The organism is Pseudomonas parafulva (assembly GCF_000800255.1).
Lineage (GTDB): Bacteria > Pseudomonadota > Gammaproteobacteria > Pseudomonadales > Pseudomonadaceae > Aquipseudomonas > Aquipseudomonas boreofloridensis.
In genome coordinates, this window is sequence record NZ_CP009747.1 from 2887768 (window position 1) to 2903659 (window position 15892).

A 15892-nucleotide genomic window follows, 5' to 3' on the forward strand; every position below is an offset into this window, starting at 1 on the left:
AATGCAAAAGCGCTTTTTCAGACAGCTGAATCGCCCACCCCCTGCGGCATTGCACCGTAGGGGACAGGCGACTCGCCAGACAACGCCTGAGCGATCAGCCTTGAGGCGACAGTACTGCCAGTTGCGCGCTCATCATCATGACGAATTCCTCGACCGGCATCTTCTTGCCGTTGAAGTCGACCATGCCGTCGGCGTAGTTCAGGCTCGACACCACGTCATTGCCCTCGACAGTGGCCATGCCGCTCTGCAACGCCATCACGCCAAGCATCTCGCCGGCCTGGCTGGACTGCATGGCGATCGCCTGGGCGTCGGTCTGACCGTCGAGCAGCGCCTGTAGGGTGGTGAGGTCGCTGACCATCGCCTTCGACACCGTCAACTTGCTCTGCAGGCGCGAGACCAGTTGCTTGATCAGTTGATCAGGCGGCAGGTCGAAGGAGGTGGGGTTGGCGAAGTCCATGCTCAGATTGAAGCGACTCTGGCCATTGGCTGTCTTGAACGACAGGTCCTCCAGCGCGAACTGAGGCTTGTCGGCCAGCAGCTTCTGCAGATCGGCCTTCACCTTGGCCTCTTCTTCGGGGGTCATCTGCGGCGCCATTTGCCCTTCGCCCTGGGCAGCGGCTGCCTGAAGCTCCGGCAACTTGCTCTGGTACCACTCGAGCAGTGCCTGCGCCGCTGCCATGTTGATCGACTTCATGCTCATGACCATCTGGCCACTGCCCACCTGGCGACCGGCATAGGTGATATCGGACACCTTGTACTCCACGCGCCCGCCCACGCGATCCTTGCCCTCGGCGGTGGACAGGCTGTTCTGCTCCAGCCCCTTGAGCACCAGCACCTCCTGCTTGGGCCCGAGGGTGGCTTGCAGATTGGCCAGATACAGGTCCAGATGGCCCAGATAGAGCATGTCGTGATCGGACTTGCCGAGCTCGCCGCCCATCTTGAAGCCGCTCATCTGCAGCTTCACCGGCGGGTGGTCATCGCCCACCAGCGTCATGTCCAGACGCTGGGACTCGCCGTGGATCTCGAGGTCCTTGCCTTCCTTGTCACCCTTGAGCAGCAGTTGCATGCCACCGAAGTCCATGACGTTGCCGTCGCCCTCGTCGAGCTTGACTGGCGCCAGCTGGATATCGCTCTGCACGCCACCGCCATACCCCAGAGTGACCTGACCGACGACCGGCGATTTGTCGCTGGCGGCGGCGAACCAGGGTGCAGTCGTGTCGTCCTTCTGCAGTTGGCTATTGCTCACGGCCATCACGGGTAGCAACTTGAGCACCTTGACCCGCGACCAGGGGAAGGGGCCATGCTCGATGTGGTCATTGACACCCACCTCGAAGCTCACCGGCTCACCTTCGTTCAGGCGCAGGTCATTGGCCTTGAGGCGGTACTGGGCCTGACTGGTGAACAGGTGCTGCTCCAGCGAGACCAGTTCGATGGTCATGGTGCCACCGGTGCCTACCAGGGCCTTCTGCAGCTCCGCATTGCCGCGCGCGATGGATTGCTCCAGCTCGGCGGGCAGTTGCTTGCCGGTGTACCAGGCGCCGGCGGTAGTGACGACGGCGATGGCGACGGCCAGGCCGGAGAGAATGCCTACTGATTTCTTCATGAATAGAACCGTTTGCTGTCCATAGGGCTGGGAAGGTGCGCGAGTCGCGCTGGTCGCAAAGGGTAGCATTCCCGGTAAACGAAACGGTGTGAGGCAGCGCAGTTTTTGTTGTTGAAATGTGAGGCACCACCTGAGATCACACCGCAACATGAAAAAAAACTATCGCCAAGGTTGGCTTAATCAATTTAGCTTCTTGACCGCTGCTGCCTAAGGTTGCCGTTGCATAACAACGACCATGACCCTCAGGAGTGTCTGCCATGAAGCCCGTGACGTCCCCCTACCCCGCCAGCCGCCTGCTGTTGACAGCCAGTTTCTGCGCCAGCCTGTTCTGCAGCGCTGCCCAGGCCACCCCGCTGACCCGCGATAACGGCGCGCCGGTGGGTGACAACCAGAACTCACAGACCGCCGGTGCCAATGGCCCGGTACTGCTGCAGGACGTACAGCTGCTGCAAAAGCTGCAACGCTTCGACCGCGAGCGCATTCCAGAACGTGTGGTGCATGCCCGCGGTACTGGCGCCCACGGCGAGTTCACGGCCAGCGCCGACATCAGCGACCTGACCTCGGCGAAAGTCTTCCGCCAAGGTGAGCACACCCCGGTATTCGTGCGCTTCTCAAGTGTTGTGCATGGCAACCACTCGCCGGAAACGCTGCGCGATCCACGCGGTTTCGCCACCAAGTTCTATACCGCTGACGGCAACTGGGACTTGGTCGGCAACAACTTCCCGACCTTCTTTATTCGCGATGCGATCAAGTTTCCCGACATGGTCCACGCCTTCAAGCCCGATCCTCGCACCAACTTGGACGACGACTCGCGTCGCTTCGACTTCTTCTCCCACGTACCAGAGGCCACGCGTACGCTGACCCTGCTGTACTCCAATGAGGGCACACCGGCCAGCTACCGTGAGATGGATGGCAACAGCGTGCACGCCTATAAACTGGTCAACGCCAAGGGCGACGTGCATTACGTGAAGTTCCATTGGAAGAGCCTGCAAGGCCAGAAGAACCTCGACCCACGGCAGGTGGCCGAAATCCAGGCCCGCGACTACAGCCACATGACCCACGATCTGGTGGCGGCGATCGGCAAGGGCAACTACCCCAAGTGGGACTTGTACATCCAGGTACTCAAGCCCGAGGACCTGGCCAAGTTCGACTTCGACCCGCTGGACGCCACCAAGATCTGGCCTGACGTGCCCGAGCGCAAGGTGGGCCAGATGGTGCTCAACCGCAATGTCGAAAACTTCTTCCAGGAAACCGAACAGGTGGCCATGGCGCCGTCGAACCTGGTGCCTGGCATCGAGCCCTCCGAAGACCGTCTGCTGCAGGGGCGCCTGTTCGCCTATGCCGATACCCAGATGTACCGCATTGGCGCCAACGGCCTGAGCCTGCCGGTCAACCGCCCGCGTAGCGACGTCAATACCGTCAACCAGGACGGTGCGATGAATGCCGGCCACACCCAGAGCGGCGTCAACTACCAACCCAGCCGTCTGCAACCCCGGGACGAACAAGCCAACGCCCGCGCCGTGCAGATGCCACTGAACGGTAGCACCCAGCAGGCGAAGATCCAGCGCGAGCAGAACTTCAAGCAGACCGGTGAATTGTTCCGCTCCTACAGCAAGAAAGACCGTGAGGACCTGATCCAGAGCCTCGGCGAGGCCTTGGCGATCACCGATGAGCAAAGCCGCTACATCATGCTCTCTTACTTCTACAAAGCCGACAGTGACTACGGCACGGGCCTGGCCAAAGTGGCCAAAGCCGACGTGCAGCGCGTGCGCGACCTGGCAGCGCAGTTGAAGGACTGACCTCAGGCGCCAGCCCTGGCGATTGGCCGGGCTGGCCTCCAATGCTTGCAGGAGCCCCATCATGCTCAAATGGACCACTGCACTGTGCCTGTCCCTGTGCGCGCTGTGCGCTCAAGCCGGCGACCCGCCGCCGGTACAGGATCAACTGCGCGAGTATTTCCTGGACGCTGCCCGGCGCGGCGACCAGGCCATGCTCGAGGCGTTCGTCAAGGCGCACTATGACCTCGATGTGCAGGACAGCACCGGCTACACCGCGCTGATTCTTGCCGCCTACCATGGCCACCTGGCGGCGGTCGAGCAACTGATAGACGCCGGCGCCAACCCGTGCACGCAGGATACGCGCGGCAACACGGCATTGATGGGCGCGATCTTCAAGGGCGAAGTCCGCATCGCTCGGCGTCTGATCGAAGCGCCGTGCAGCACAGACCAACGCAACGGCGCCGGCCAGACCGCAGCCATGTATGCCGCCTTGTTCAACCGTCAGGATCTGCTGCAGGCACTGACCGAGCACGGCGCTGACCTTCAAACCCAGGACGCACTGGGCAACAGTGTGGACAGCCTGAGCAGAGGTGAGCTCAATGGCGGCCAGCGCCGCTGATCTGTAGCGCCGAGCGAGCGTCCTTCCTCCACGGGCAGGCTTTGGCAATGTGCTACTCTGCGCCGCGCGCCGGTGTGAAATCGGCTGTCAGCTCGAAGGAAGCGGGGCCTCAAGGCCCAGGTCAGATCAGGACTCCCCACTCATGCCGTTCTACAAGAGCATCAGCTCGCTACGCGCCCTGGCCGTAGTGTTCGTCGTTCTTTATCACTTCAAGATTCCCGGTTTCGACGCTGGCTTCATCGGGGTCGACCTGTTCTTCGTGATTTCCGGCTTCCTCATGACCCGCTTGATCATCGGCGGATTGCAGGCCGAACGCTTTTCCCTGATCGCCTTCTATGCGGCCAGAGCCCGAAGGATCATTCCCGCGCTGGCACTGCTGTGTCTGACGCTGACCCTTCTCGGGTACTTCTTCCTCGCCACCGACGACTATCGAGAACTGCTGCGCACCATCAAGGAAAGTCTGCTGTTCTCTTCAAACCATTATTTCGCCCGGGACGGCAGCTACTTCGATGCGCCCTTGCATGAAAACTGGTTGCTGCATACCTGGTCATTATCGGTGGAGTGGCAGTTCTACCTGCTCTACCCGCTGATTCTGATGGCGCTGGCCAAATGCTGCGCGATGCACACATTGAAGTGGCTGGTCGCGGTGCTGGGCGTCTGTTCGTTAGCCCTGTCATCTGTCTACAGCTTCAGCCATCCCGTGGCCTCATTCTTCTTTCTGCCCACGCGGGCCTGGGAAATGATCGCCGGCGGCCTGGTATTCCTGTTTCCACTGAGCCTTTCGCCCCGCGGCAAAAGCGTCTGCGAAAGTGCAGGGCTTCTCGTCATTGCCGGGTCGATGATTGTGCTATCGGCAGACACGGCGTGGCCGGGTTACATGGCGCTACTGCCCGTGATCGGCGCAGCATTGGTTATCCAGGCCAACGCCAACAGCGCCTTCGCCGTTACGCCCCCTCTGCAGTATCTCGGCAAGATTTCCTATTCCGTTTACCTGTGGCACTGGCCGCTGGTGGTAGTGCTCTACACCTGCGGCCTGCTCGACAGCACGACGGCCGTCGGTTGTGCGATCCTGCTGACGCTCGCGCTCGGCGCACTGTCCTATCACGCCGTCGAGGCCAGGACCCGCACACTTACCCGTCCCGCACTGGGATTGCTGAGGTACGCAGGCATCGCCGTGCTGGTCACCGCGATCGCGGTGATCACAGGCTCGGTCATCAAACACCAGCCTGCTCTGCGCTGGGTGCAAGACGAAGAGCAACCGCACTATAAAAGCGTGCTCTACACCCAGCACTGCAACAGCAACGCCTTCGGCGCCGATGAGTGCGTGCTGGGCGAAGGAACGATCAACGCCATCATCCTCGGCGACAGTCACGCCCAGTCCACCGCTGCCGCATTGATGCTGGAAAACCCAGGTGCCGCGCTTGGCTGGGCGCGTGCAGGCTGTCCGACCCTGCTCGACTTCCAGATGGGCAACAAAGAGGTCGAAGATCAATGCAAACGCTTCAATGCCGACAAGTTCTCTCAACTTGAACAGGCTTACCCAGGCGTGCCGCTCTTTCTGTTCAGTCGCGCCGGGCTGTACTCGGACCAACGCCGCCCCAGCGGCTACAGCCTGTACTTCGCTGGGAACACACATCAGAAAGCGCCGGCGTACGAACGATCGTTCATCCAGGCCTACACCGATACCGTCTGCAGCCTGGCCAAACAGCGCCCGGTGTATGTGCTCAAACCGGTTCCAGAAATGCCGTTCAACGTGTTCAAGGGCCTGAACCTGCACAAGCGCATCTTTGGCGACAGCACGGATATCTCGGCGCCCTTGGAGGACTACTTCGAGCGTAATCGGCTGGCACTCAAGGCTATCGAGACAGCCACGGCGCACTGCAATGTCATCGCCCTCGACCCCGTGCCTTACCTGTGCCCTGACGGCGAATGCCTCGGCTCGAAGGACGGCGTGCCCCTTTATTTCGATGACAATCACTTGGTGGATGCTGGCAATCAGCAAATACGCCGAGTGTTCAGCGGGCTTTTGAACAGGCCGTAGTGCCGCGACGCTGTCGCCAATCCCCATTGCCAGCATTGACATACGCAGCGCATGCAAAATAGCATACGTCGCGTATGTCAATGACCGAGGCACGCTCCATGCCGCCACAGACACGGCGCACTCGCGCCACGATGATCGAGCAAACCCGCGCCAAGCTGCTGGAAACGGCGCGCCTGGCGTTCGCCACCAAGGGTTTCGCCCACACCTCCATGGATGACTTCACTGCTGAAGCCGGGCTGACCCGCGGCGCGCTCTACCACCACTTCGGCAACAAGGAAGGCCTCCTGCTGGCCGTCATCGAGCAAATCGAGGCTGAGGTCGCCGAGCGCTTGCAGGCCGTTGCGGACGCGGCGCCCACCCCCTGGGAAAGCTTTCGCCGGCGCTGCTGCACTTACCTGGAGTTGTCGGTGGAGCCGGAGATTCGCCGCATCATCCTGCAAGATGCGCGTGCCGTGTTCGGCGATGTTCCACAGGCGGCGCAGTCAGTCGGCATTGCAGCGTTACGGGCCTCGCTGGATGTGCTGGTGGCTGACGGCACCGTCGCTGCGCTGCATACGGAGGTCACTGCGCGCATGCTCTATGGCGCCGTCACGGAGGCATCCTTCTGGATCGCCGAGGTCGAGGATGATCAACAGCCGCGCCTGACCCAGGCCCTTCAGGAACTGGAGCGTCTGCTCACTGGGCTCAAGGCCCACTGAAGACCGCCTGGTCCTGTCGACTCACGAGGTACCTACGATGCAATGGCGTAACACCGCAACGGGCTTTGGCGTGCTGGCCAAATTCTTCCACTGGACGACCGCTGCGGCCTTCATCGCAGCCTACATCGTCGTGTACTACGTGATCTGGTTCATGGACGACACGTCCGAAGAATCCTTGCCGGTCCTCAACATCCATTGGGCGCTGGGCCTGCTGATCGGATTTCTCGTACTCCCGCGGTTGTTCTGGCGGCTACTGGAAATCCAACCCCATGAGCCACCCGGCTCCAAACTCGAGCATCGGCTTGCCCACGTGGCGCATTGCGGCCTTTACAGCCTGATGATCGTACTGCCGCTGACCGGCTATCTCGGCACGGGGGCGCCCACAGACTTCGGCCTGTTCAGCGTGACCGGCTTCGACAGCACGGCACTGTTCGCCTGGATCAGCAAGGCCTTCGATCTGAGCTACGAAGCGTTCGAAGCACCCTTGGATGTCATCCACCATTTCCTCGGTAAATGGGTGGCCTGGGTCGTGGTCGCGCTGCACATCGCCGCTGCGGCCTTCCACCATTGGGGACGCCGCGATGACGTCCTCAAACGCATGCTGCCCCAGTTCAGACCCTAAAAGCGCCCGACGCGCCCAGGAATAGAGATGAACCGATCACAACGCATGCTGCCGGTGGCCATCGCCGTGTTGCTCGCCAATCACCCTGTGCAGGCGCTTGAGTTGTACGCCGACGAAGATCGTCACGTGAACGCTGACATCACGGCCGTGTGGGGCACGTTCAACAGTCGCAAGAACTACGACGGCACGTCGGGCGGTTCCACATGGCGTGAGGGGTTCATCAAGTACGGCCTGAGCGCGGACCAACGCCTGGGCGCAACGAGCGCGCTGTATGGCAGCCTGAACTGGGTAAGCTCCGGCACCTGGGGTGATGGCGATGCTGCCGGGAACACGAACGGGTCCGAACGCACCACCAAGATCGAGGACGCTTTTCTGGGCTGGCGCTCGGGCGACCTGTTACCTGCGCTGGGCAAGGACGGCATCGACTTCTCTGCAGGCCGCCAGACCCTGCGCGTGGGCAGCGGCTTTCTGATCAACGACGACGGTCCGAACCTGGGCAAAGGCCCAGCCGAGGGGGCATTGAACCGTGGTGGCGCTTACTACCTAGCGGCACGTCACGCGTTTGATCGCACCGCTCGGCTCAGAATCGGCGGTCATGACGGCCTGCATGGCAGCCTGCTGTGGCTGAAGTCCGACAATCGCGCTCAGGCCAATACCGAATTGGCCGCCGGCACCTTTGACTACACCCACGCACTGGGCACCCTGGGGCTGACCTGGATTCACGGCATCGACGTGGACGACCGCTGGGCCAGCGTTTCACAGAGTGCTCGCAAGGACATGGACGTGTACAGCCTCCGAGGTGACGGCAATGCGGGCATCGACAACGCCCACTTCGGGTTTGAATACGCTCACCAGAACACACGCGGCGGTGCTGAGCAGGCGTGGTATCTGCAGGCTGGCTACGGCTTCGACCAGTTGCCTTGGACGCCGCAGATCACCTATCGCTACAGCCGCTATTCAGCCGGCTGGGATTCGCTGTTCAGCGGGCTGGCCAGCGGCTATGGCACTTGGCTGCAAGGCGAAGTCGCCGGAAACTATGCCGGTCCCTTCAACAGCAATGCTGGCGTGCATCATCTGGGGCTCAAGGCAACGCCCAGGAGTAACCTGACGGTTGGCGCGCTGTACTTCGAGTTCGATACGTTGCGCACCCGTGACCGACCAAACCTCGCAGCCAGGGAACTGGACCTGTATGTCGAATGGGCGATCAACGATCACTTGATCGTCACCCCACTGGTGGGCCTGTATCAGCCGCGCAAGGATGAGCACGACGGCGGCAATCAGGTGGGCGGCAGCGGTACCAACCTCTATAGCCAGTTGGTGGTGGCCATGCCGTTTTGAAGCGCTCCGAGGAAAATACGGATAGCCGGACACGAAAAAGCCCGCCAATGGGCGGGCTCCTCGTATGAATCTCAACGGCTGCGAGATGGGCATGAGCACGTGTGCGCCTTGCCGCTGCCTCTCACCAACCGCTTTGAAAATGGTGGGTCGTGTAGGATTCGAACCTACGACCAATTGGTTAAAAGCCAACTGCTCTACCAACTGAGCTAACGACCCGTTGGATGGCGCGTATATTACTGATTTCTCACATGAAATCAACACCCCATCGTATTTTTTTCAAAAATAACGTGTCGGATCCGCGACCCCTGCGGCCTTGAATCCCTCGGCACGCAAGCGGCAACTGTCACACTTGCCGCACGCGCGGCCGTCGTCGTCAGCCTGATAGCAAGACACGGTAAGGCTGTAATCCACACCACGCGCCACACCAGCCTGGACGATCTGGGCCTTGCTCAAATTTTGCAGCGGTGCCTGGATCCGGAATCCCTGCCCTTCAACGCCAGCCTTGGTAGCCAGATTGGCCATGCGCTCGAACGCTTCGACGAATTCGGGGCGACAGTCCGGGTAACCCGAATAGTCCACCGCATTGACGCCAATGAAGATGTCCCGCGCTTGCAACACTTCGGCCCAGCCCAACGCCAGCGAGAGGAAGACGGTATTGCGCGCCGGCACATAGGTGACCGGAATCCCTTCTGTGGGCGCCTCGGGCACATCGATACTGCTGTCGGTGAGCGCCGAGCCGCCGATGCCATCGAGATTCAAGCCAATCACCTTGTGCTCGACCACCCCTTGGTCGCGGGCGACGCGCGCCGCTGCGTTGAGCTCGGCTCGGTGGCGCTGGCCGTAATCGAAGCTCATGGTGTAACAGCTGTAGCCGTCAGCCTTGGCCATCGCGACCACCGTGGCCGAGTCCAGCCCGCCCGACAGCAGGATCACTGCGCGTTTATCAGTCATGTCGTTTACTCTCTTGATCAGCGTCCAGGTTCGTCATTCCACAGCAACTTGTGCAATTGCAGTTGGAAACGAACCGGCAGGTTGTCTGCGATGATCCAGTCGGCCAGATCGGTCGCGCTCACTTGGTGATGGCTTGGAGAAAAGAGCACCTCACTGACGCGTTGGTCGAGGTTGTACTGGATCAACTTGGATACGGCCCAGTCATAGTCCTCGCGCGAGCAGATCACGAACTTGACCTGATCGTTGGCCGTGAGGTGATCGATGTTCGCATAGAGATTGCGATGAGCCTCCTGCGAGCCTGGAGTCTTGAGGTCGACCACGCGGCTGACACGGGTATCCACCTGCGAGATATCCAGCGCTCCGCTGGTTTCCAGCGAAACTTCGAAACCGGCATCGCACAGGCGCTTGAGCAGAGGCAGGGCATTGGGCTGAGCCAAAGGTTCGCCGCCGGTCACGCAGACATAGCGCGGACGATAGCCGGCAACCTGCTCCAGGATATCGTCCAGAGTGCGTACGGTGCCGCCACTGAATGCGTAGGCGCTGTCGCAGTACTGACACCGCAATGGGCAGCCGGTGAGACGCACGAATACGGTGGGCAACCCAGCCGTGCGTGTTTCACCCTGCAAAGAGTAAAAGACTTCGGTGATGCGTAATGTGTCTTGCATGATCGCCACGGGCGTGACAGCTATACAGGCTGACCGCCTCCGCCAGGCACTGTCACGGACTCGACATAGCGTTATCCGCGACAGCGTGTTTACGAAAAAAGGGCACAGAGTCTAACGAAAAAACCCGCGACGGGCGCGGGTTTCTTTCGAACGGTAACGCTCAGAGCTTCTGCAGATCGCGCTGTGCCAGTTGTGCGGCTGAGGTTCCAGGATACTGGTTGATAACCTGCTGCAGAATACCCTTCACCTTGTCCGTATGGCCCAGGCGTCGCTCGACGTCAGCCAGTTTGTACAGGGAGTCAGGAACCTTGCTGTGCTTGGGGTACAGCTGACTGACCTTGGCGAAAGCCTGGCTGGCACCTTGTAAGTCGCCTTTGGCCAGATTCACCTCACCCAGCCAATACTGCGCGTTTCCGGCGTACTGGCTATTGGGGTACTTGCGCAGGAAGGCCGCGAAAGCCTGGCTGGCCTTGTCGAAGTCTTTCTGCTTGATCAGATCGAAAGCGGCGTCATAGAACAGCTTTTCTTTCGCCGGATCGGCTGGCTCGGCATTGGCTGCCGGTTGCTGCGCGGCGCTTGCACCGGCAGCAGCACCTGCGGCGCCGGAGGCACCACCGGTGGAGGAATTATCGGGTGTTGCGGCGGGTGCAGCGGCTGCACCGCTGTTGATGCGCTTGTCCAGATCCTGGTAACGCTCCAGGTTTTCCTGCTTCATGCGCGACACATCGTTCTGCAGCTCTTCGATGATGCCTTGCTGGCGGGAGATCTGGTCCTGCATCTGTTGCAGCTGCAGGAACAGCTGGCCCTGCGCGGACGCAGGAGCCGAAGCCCCTGCGCCGGCATAGGCGCCGCTCGTGCCATAACCCGAGGGCGGATAGCTGCCCCCGTTGTCATCTACTACAGGAACCGCAGCCAGTGCCGAGAGCGGCAGGCTGAGGGCGAGGACGGTTACTACACGGCGGCCCATACGCATGAGAACTTACTTACGCAGTTCTACGCGACGGTTCTGAGCCCAGGACTGCTCGTCGTGGCCGGTGGCAACCGGACGCTCTTCACCGTAGGAAACCAGTTCCAGCTGAGCAGGGGAAACGCCCTGCAGAACCAGGTAGCGCTGAACGGCCTTGGCACGACGCTCACCCAGAGCCATGTTGTACTCGCGGGTACCACGCTCGTCGGTGTTGCCTTCCAGAACAACGCGATTGCCGTTGGCTTTCAGGTCCTTGGCGTGAACGTCCAGAGCGCGCATGGCTTCTGGCTTCAGGTCCGAGCTGTCGTATTCGAAGTAGAAGGTGGTGATAGCGCGCAGAGCGGCTTCTTCGCTCAGGGAACCGTCGACAGCGCCGGTGTTTGCACCGTAGCCAGCGTTAGGATCAACTGCTGCGCCTTCGCCAGCATTGTCACCGCCCTTGGAGGAGCAACCTACGGCCACAGCCATGGCCAGAGCCAGCGCAGCGAATTTACCAAACTTCAGCATTTCCATCGTGAAACTCCTAATGAAACCCCAGTGTGTTAAGCAATATTGTTACGCCGCAATCAGTTCAGGTAGGGGGACCAGGACGGTTCTCTGACTTCGCCTTGAGCGGTAGGAAGTGGGAGCCTCACACGGCCGTTAAGCGACACGAGCATCAAGACTCCCCGGCCCTGCTGGCGGGTGGCGTAGATTAGCATGGTGCCGTTGGGTGCAACAGTGGGAGACTCATCAAGACTGGTTTCGGAGAGAATCTTTACACTTCCGCGCTGCAAGTCCTGTGCCGCCACCTTGAAGTTGGTGAAACCGTCCTGACGATGGATCATCACCAGCGTTTTTTCATCTGCCGAGAGTTTCGGGTTGGCGTTGTAATTACCGACGAAGGTCACACGTTCGGCACCACCACCACTGACCGACGTTTTGTAGATCTGCGGCTTGCCGCCACGGTCGGAGGTGAAGTAAAGGGTGTTGCCATCTTTACCCCAGAACGGCTCGGTGTTGATGCCCGGGCCAGCAGTGACGCGGCTGATCTGACGCGAACCCATGTTCATCACGTAGATGTCGGGATTACCGTCCTTGGACAGCACGAACGCCAGGCGATTGCCATCCGGCGACCAGGCCGGCGCACCGTTGAGGCCTTCGAAGTTGGTGATCTGCTCACGACGACCGGTGTCGATGTTCTGCACGAAGATGCGCGGACGTCGCTGCTCGAACGAGACATAGGCGATGCGCTTGCCATCGGGTGCGAAACGTGGCGACAGGATCGGTTCGCGAGACTGCAGCAAGGTCACCGCACGCGCACCGTCATAGTCGGACCGCTGCAGGGTGTAGCGGGTGTTGTTGGTCGAGAAGCGCTCGGCGGTCACGTAGAGCATGCGTGTGGAGAACGCGCCCTTGATACCGGTGAGTTTCTCGAACGACTGGTCGGCGATGTAGTGCGCCATGTCACGCAACTGATCGACGCTGCCGCCGACGCTGCCGGTCAGCACCTGCTGCTCGGTGGCGACGTTGAACAGCGCGTAGCTCACCTGCAGGCGACCGCCCGAGGGCACCACGTTGCCGACCATCACATACTGCGCGCCCAGCGCCTTCCAGTCACGGAAGATGACTTCGCTGGCCTGGGTCGGCTGGCTGATCATGTTCTGCCGTGGAATAGGCGCGTAGTAACCCGAGTTACGCAGGTCGTTGCCAATGATGTCGGCCATGTCCTCGGGCAGCACGCTGCCGCCTTGCAGGCCGAATGGCACCACTGCGATAGGCGTTGCCCGGTCGCTACCGCTGGTGACCAGGATGTTTTTTTCCTCTGCCACCGCCATGCCTGCCACGCAGCAGAGCACGACCAGCAGTCCTCTCAGACGTTTAATCACAACGCAAGATCCTCAGGTGTAAATGTCATCTTGAACGAACGATACGGATTGAATTCGTTCGGCTTCAAGCCCTGCATTTCAGTCAATCGGCCGATGTTCTTCACCGCCGCTACCGCCGAGCTGTCGAACGGCCCGTCGCCACTGGACTTGGCCACACTCACGTTGGTGATGGTGCCGTCCGGGAGCATGTTGATCTGCAGCACGACCGTCATGCCTTTGCGAGCCGAAGGCGGCCTTGCCCAACCCTCGGCAGCGCGCATACGGATCAGGTCATCGAAATCACCCGCCACTTGGTCGCCCTGCTCGTCGGCCAGCGCCTGCTGTCGCTCGGTGGTGTCGGACAACAATTCGGCCAGCGCCTGCGCCTTCTTGTCCTCAGCCGCCTTGCGAGCCGCTTCCTGGGCCTTTTTCTTCTGCGCATCCGCAGCGGCCTTTTTCTTGGCCTCCTCGGCTGCTTTCTTTTTCGCGTCCTCGGCTGCCGCCGCTTTCTTCTTGGCGTCCTCGGCCGCTTTTTTCTTGGCGTCTTCAGCGGCTTTCTTTTTGGCCTCTTCGGCAGCCGCTTTCTTGGCCTCTTCCTCAGCCTGCTTCTTGGCTTCGTCCTCGGCCTTCTTCTTGGCGATGTCGGCCTGCTGTTTCTTGGCCTCTTCTGCCTTCTTCTGCTCGGCGGCTTTTTTCGCGTCGGCGGCCTTGGCAGCTTCTTCGGCTTTCTTGGCCTCAGCGGCCTCACGAGCTTCTTCGGCCTTTTGAGCAGCGTCGGCTTTCTTTTGTTCCGCCGCCTTCACCGCTTCCTGCTCGACCTTCTTCTGCTCCATCTGCTCGACTTCAGTCTGGCGCGAGGCGGTTTTCTTCGCCTCCCCGGCAATCTTCTGATTGGTCTGGGTGGTTGCCTGACTCTTGGACTTGAGCTGATAGAGCGTAGCCTGGACGATCGGTTTGGACGGCGGCAGCTCAGGCGTCATGGCAAAGCTGACGAACAGCAGGGCGAAGACCAGGACATGCAGGCCGATGGCCCAGACGCTGGGCCAGAAGTAGCTTTCCGAGGCGGATGGCTCTCGCTGTTGCATCAGGGCGCCTCGGTAATCAGGCCAACGTTACCGACACCGGCCTTCTGCAAACCGCCCATGGCGCCCATCACTGCGCCGTAGTCGACGGCCTTGTCACCGCGAATGAACACCTGGGTCTGCTTGCCCTGGTCACGACCAGCAGCGATGATCTTGGTCACCGCGCCGGTCATCTCTGGCAGTGTCATGGCCTTGGCCATCTGCTTGTCGGTATCGACTTCGCTGCCCAGGTTCCAGTAGTAGGTCTTGTCGGCCTTGATCGAGATGGTGAGGATCTGGACGTTGTTGTCCTGCGGCAAGGCTTCGCTGGAAACCTTGGGCAGGTCGACCTTCACGCCCTGGTTGAGCATGGGTGCAGTCACCATGAAGATGACCAGCAGCACCAGCATCACGTCGATGTAGGGCACCACGTTCATCTCGGCGACCGGCTTGCGTTTGTGGCGAACTCGGGCCATGGATGTCTACCTGATTACTCTTCGCTGGTGTGCACTTTGCGGTGCAGAATCGCCTGGAACTCGTCGGCGAACGTGTAATAGCGACCGATCAAGGTCTCGCTGCGCGCGGCGAAGCGGTTGTAGGCGATGACCGCCGGAATCGCAGCGAACAGGCCGATCGCAGTGGCGACCAGCGCCTCGGCGATACCCGGAGCCACAGTGGCCAGGGTCGCCTGCTGGGCGCTGGCCAGTCCGCGGAAGGAGTTCATGATCCCCCAGACGGTACCGAACAGACCGATGTACGGACTGGTGGAACCGACAGTCGCCAGGAACGGCAGGCTCTGCTCGAGCTTTTCTTCCTCGCGCGAGATGGCCACGCGCATGGCGCGCCCTACGCCTTCCATGACCGCATCAGGGTCGACCCCCGGCTGCTGACGCAGGCGCGAGAACTCCTTGAAACCGGCACGGAAAACCTGCTCCACACCGGAATCCGGATCAGGGTTGCTGCCTGCCTGACGATACAGTTTGGACAGGTCGATACCCGACCAGAAGCGCTCCTCGAAAGCGTCCAGCGCACGACGACCGGCGCGCAGCATGGTGCTGCGCTGGAAGATCATGATCCAAGAGGTCACCGAGGCTGCCACGAGAGTCAGCATCACCAGCTGAACCACCACACTGGCATTGGCGACCAGGCTCCACATGGAGGTATGGTCGACGACGTTTGCTTCCACGCTTATTCTCCTGCGTTCGATTGAGTACCCGAGCCGTGCGCGATGAACGCGTCGCGCAGTTCGACGGGAATGGCCCGGGGTTTGAAAGTGTCGGCGCGCACGGCGGCCACCAGGAACTGCCCTTCGCAGAGCAGCGTTTCATCCTTTTCCCGCCACACCTGCTGCACGAAGCGCAGGCTGGCGCGATTGAGTTCAAGCACTTGCGCAGTCACTCGAAGCGCATCGTCCAGTCGCGCAGGCGCATGATAGCGGGCCTCACTGGAGTGGACGACGAACAACAGGCCCTGCTCTGCCAGCTCAAACTGGGAAAACCCCAGATGGCGCAGGCACTCTGTGCGAGCACGCTCCATGAATTTCAGATAGTTGACGTAGTACACCACCCCACCCGCATCGGTATCTTCGTAATAAACCCGACAGCGATGTGCGAACGGCTCTGGCCGATTTTGCGCGCGCATACTCTAGTGCTTACTCCTCAGCTTGCCAATCCGCTCCGGCAACTGTTTTTTTGCCAGGAAA

At 60.8% G+C, this 15892-nt stretch carries 16 protein-coding genes and 1 tRNA gene; 6 read left to right on the top strand and 11 right to left on the bottom strand.

Annotated elements, in window-relative coordinates:
- Positions 1 to 94 precede the first annotated feature (94 nt).
- Positions 95 to 1603 (bottom strand): YdgA family protein, encoded by a 1509-nt coding sequence (locus NJ69_RS12355; RefSeq protein WP_039579462.1) that lies wholly within the window; start codon positions 1601 to 1603, stop codon positions 95 to 97.
- A gap of 257 nt (positions 1604 to 1860) precedes the next feature.
- Between NJ69_RS12355 and katB the strand changes: the two genes are divergently transcribed.
- From katB to NJ69_RS12385, 6 genes are all read left to right on the top strand, one after another.
- Complete coding sequence (gene katB / locus NJ69_RS12360; protein ID WP_039579465.1) at positions 1861 to 3402, top strand: catalase KatB; 1542 nt, start codon at positions 1861 to 1863, stop codon at positions 3400 to 3402.
- 61 nt (positions 3403 to 3463) lie between these two features.
- Positions 3464 to 4000 carry an ankyrin repeat domain-containing protein gene (locus tag NJ69_RS12365; RefSeq protein WP_039579468.1) on the top strand — a complete coding sequence of 179 codons (537 nt, stop codon included), beginning with the start codon at positions 3464 to 3466 and terminating at the stop codon, positions 3998 to 4000.
- A 142-nt stretch (positions 4001 to 4142) separates the two neighbouring features.
- Positions 4143 to 6041 (top strand): acyltransferase family protein, encoded by a 1899-nt coding sequence (locus tag NJ69_RS12370; protein WP_039579470.1) that lies wholly within the window; start codon positions 4143 to 4145, stop codon positions 6039 to 6041.
- Positions 6042 to 6139: 98 nt separating this feature from the next.
- Complete coding sequence (locus NJ69_RS12375; protein WP_029611885.1) at positions 6140 to 6739, top strand: TetR/AcrR family transcriptional regulator; 600 nt, start codon at positions 6140 to 6142, stop codon at positions 6737 to 6739.
- A gap of 37 nt (positions 6740 to 6776) precedes the next feature.
- The gene (locus NJ69_RS12380) at positions 6777 to 7361 is read left to right on the top strand and encodes a cytochrome b (protein WP_039579471.1); all 585 of its coding nucleotides are present in this window, start codon (positions 6777 to 6779) and stop codon (positions 7359 to 7361) included.
- A 45-nt stretch (positions 7362 to 7406) separates the two neighbouring features.
- Positions 7407 to 8699: a hypothetical protein gene (locus tag NJ69_RS12385; RefSeq protein ID WP_432416638.1), complete on the top strand. Its 1293-nt coding sequence runs from the start codon at positions 7407 to 7409 to the stop codon at positions 8697 to 8699.
- Between the two features lie 140 nt (positions 8700 to 8839).
- On the opposite strand, the gene NJ69_RS12390 is transcribed toward NJ69_RS12385, so the two are convergent.
- From NJ69_RS12390 to ybgC, 10 genes are all read right to left on the bottom strand, one after another.
- Positions 8840 to 8915, bottom strand: a tRNA-Lys gene (locus NJ69_RS12390).
- Between the two features lie 60 nt (positions 8916 to 8975).
- Positions 8976 to 9650 carry a 7-cyano-7-deazaguanine synthase QueC gene (gene queC / locus NJ69_RS12395; protein ID WP_029611888.1) on the bottom strand — a complete coding sequence of 225 codons (675 nt, stop codon included), beginning with the start codon at positions 9648 to 9650 and terminating at the stop codon, positions 8976 to 8978.
- Between the two features lie 17 nt (positions 9651 to 9667).
- Positions 9668 to 10315 (bottom strand): 7-carboxy-7-deazaguanine synthase QueE, encoded by a 648-nt coding sequence (gene queE, locus NJ69_RS12400; protein WP_029611889.1) that lies wholly within the window; start codon positions 10313 to 10315, stop codon positions 9668 to 9670.
- A 160-nt stretch (positions 10316 to 10475) separates the two neighbouring features.
- Entirely contained in the window at positions 10476 to 11288 is an 813-nt protein-coding gene (ybgF, locus tag NJ69_RS12405; protein ID WP_039579477.1) for a tol-pal system protein YbgF, read from the bottom strand.
- A gap of 6 nt (positions 11289 to 11294) precedes the next feature.
- Entirely contained in the window at positions 11295 to 11795 is a 501-nt protein-coding gene (gene pal, locus NJ69_RS12410) for a peptidoglycan-associated lipoprotein Pal (protein ID WP_029611891.1), read from the bottom strand.
- Between the two features lie 53 nt (positions 11796 to 11848).
- Complete coding sequence (gene tolB, locus NJ69_RS12415; protein ID WP_240327016.1) at positions 11849 to 13099, bottom strand: Tol-Pal system beta propeller repeat protein TolB; 1251 nt, start codon at positions 13097 to 13099, stop codon at positions 11849 to 11851.
- Positions 13100 to 13146: 47 nt separating this feature from the next.
- Complete coding sequence (tolA, locus tag NJ69_RS12420; protein ID WP_029611893.1) at positions 13147 to 14217, bottom strand: cell envelope integrity protein TolA; 1071 nt, start codon at positions 14215 to 14217, stop codon at positions 13147 to 13149.
- Positions 14214 to 14666: a protein TolR gene (gene tolR / locus NJ69_RS12425; RefSeq protein WP_029611894.1), complete on the bottom strand. Its 453-nt coding sequence runs from the start codon at positions 14664 to 14666 to the stop codon at positions 14214 to 14216. Before tolR ends, tolA begins: the two co-directional genes overlap by 4 nt.
- 14 nt (positions 14667 to 14680) lie before the next feature.
- Positions 14681 to 15376 (bottom strand): protein TolQ, encoded by a 696-nt coding sequence (gene tolQ, locus NJ69_RS12430; RefSeq protein ID WP_039579479.1) that lies wholly within the window; start codon positions 15374 to 15376, stop codon positions 14681 to 14683.
- 2 nt (positions 15377 to 15378) lie between these two features.
- Positions 15379 to 15831: a tol-pal system-associated acyl-CoA thioesterase gene (gene ybgC, locus NJ69_RS12435; protein ID WP_029611895.1), complete on the bottom strand. Its 453-nt coding sequence runs from the start codon at positions 15829 to 15831 to the stop codon at positions 15379 to 15381.
- Positions 15832 to 15892: the final 61 nt, after the last annotated feature.

Coding starts and splice junctions, on each gene's coding strand:
- tolB (WP_240327016.1), bottom strand. CDS start 13,099: ATGGCGGTGGCAGAGGAAAAAAACATCCTGGTCACCAGCGGTAGCGAC.
- NJ69_RS12355 (WP_039579462.1), bottom strand. CDS start 1,603: ATGAAGAAATCAGTAGGCATTCTCTCCGGCCTGGCCGTCGCCATCGCC.
- ybgC (WP_029611895.1), bottom strand. CDS start 15,831: ATGCGCGCGCAAAATCGGCCAGAGCCGTTCGCACATCGCTGTCGGGTT.
- NJ69_RS12370 (WP_039579470.1), top strand. CDS start 4,143: ATGCCGTTCTACAAGAGCATCAGCTCGCTACGCGCCCTGGCCGTAGTG.
- tolR (WP_029611894.1), bottom strand. CDS start 14,666: ATGGCCCGAGTTCGCCACAAACGCAAGCCGGTCGCCGAGATGAACGTG.
- katB (WP_039579465.1), top strand. CDS start 1,861: ATGAAGCCCGTGACGTCCCCCTACCCCGCCAGCCGCCTGCTGTTGACA.
- queE (WP_029611889.1), bottom strand. CDS start 10,315: ATGCAAGACACATTACGCATCACCGAAGTCTTTTACTCTTTGCAGGGT.
- queC (WP_029611888.1), bottom strand. CDS start 9,650: ATGACTGATAAACGCGCAGTGATCCTGCTGTCGGGCGGGCTGGACTCG.
- ybgF (WP_039579477.1), bottom strand. CDS start 11,288: ATGCGTATGGGCCGCCGTGTAGTAACCGTCCTCGCCCTCAGCCTGCCG.
- NJ69_RS12375 (WP_029611885.1), top strand. CDS start 6,140: ATGCCGCCACAGACACGGCGCACTCGCGCCACGATGATCGAGCAAACC.
- NJ69_RS12365 (WP_039579468.1), top strand. CDS start 3,464: ATGCTCAAATGGACCACTGCACTGTGCCTGTCCCTGTGCGCGCTGTGC.
- NJ69_RS12380 (WP_039579471.1), top strand. CDS start 6,777: ATGCAATGGCGTAACACCGCAACGGGCTTTGGCGTGCTGGCCAAATTC.
- NJ69_RS12385 (WP_432416638.1), top strand. CDS start 7,407: ATGCTGCCGGTGGCCATCGCCGTGTTGCTCGCCAATCACCCTGTGCAG.
- pal (WP_029611891.1), bottom strand. CDS start 11,795: ATGGAAATGCTGAAGTTTGGTAAATTCGCTGCGCTGGCTCTGGCCATG.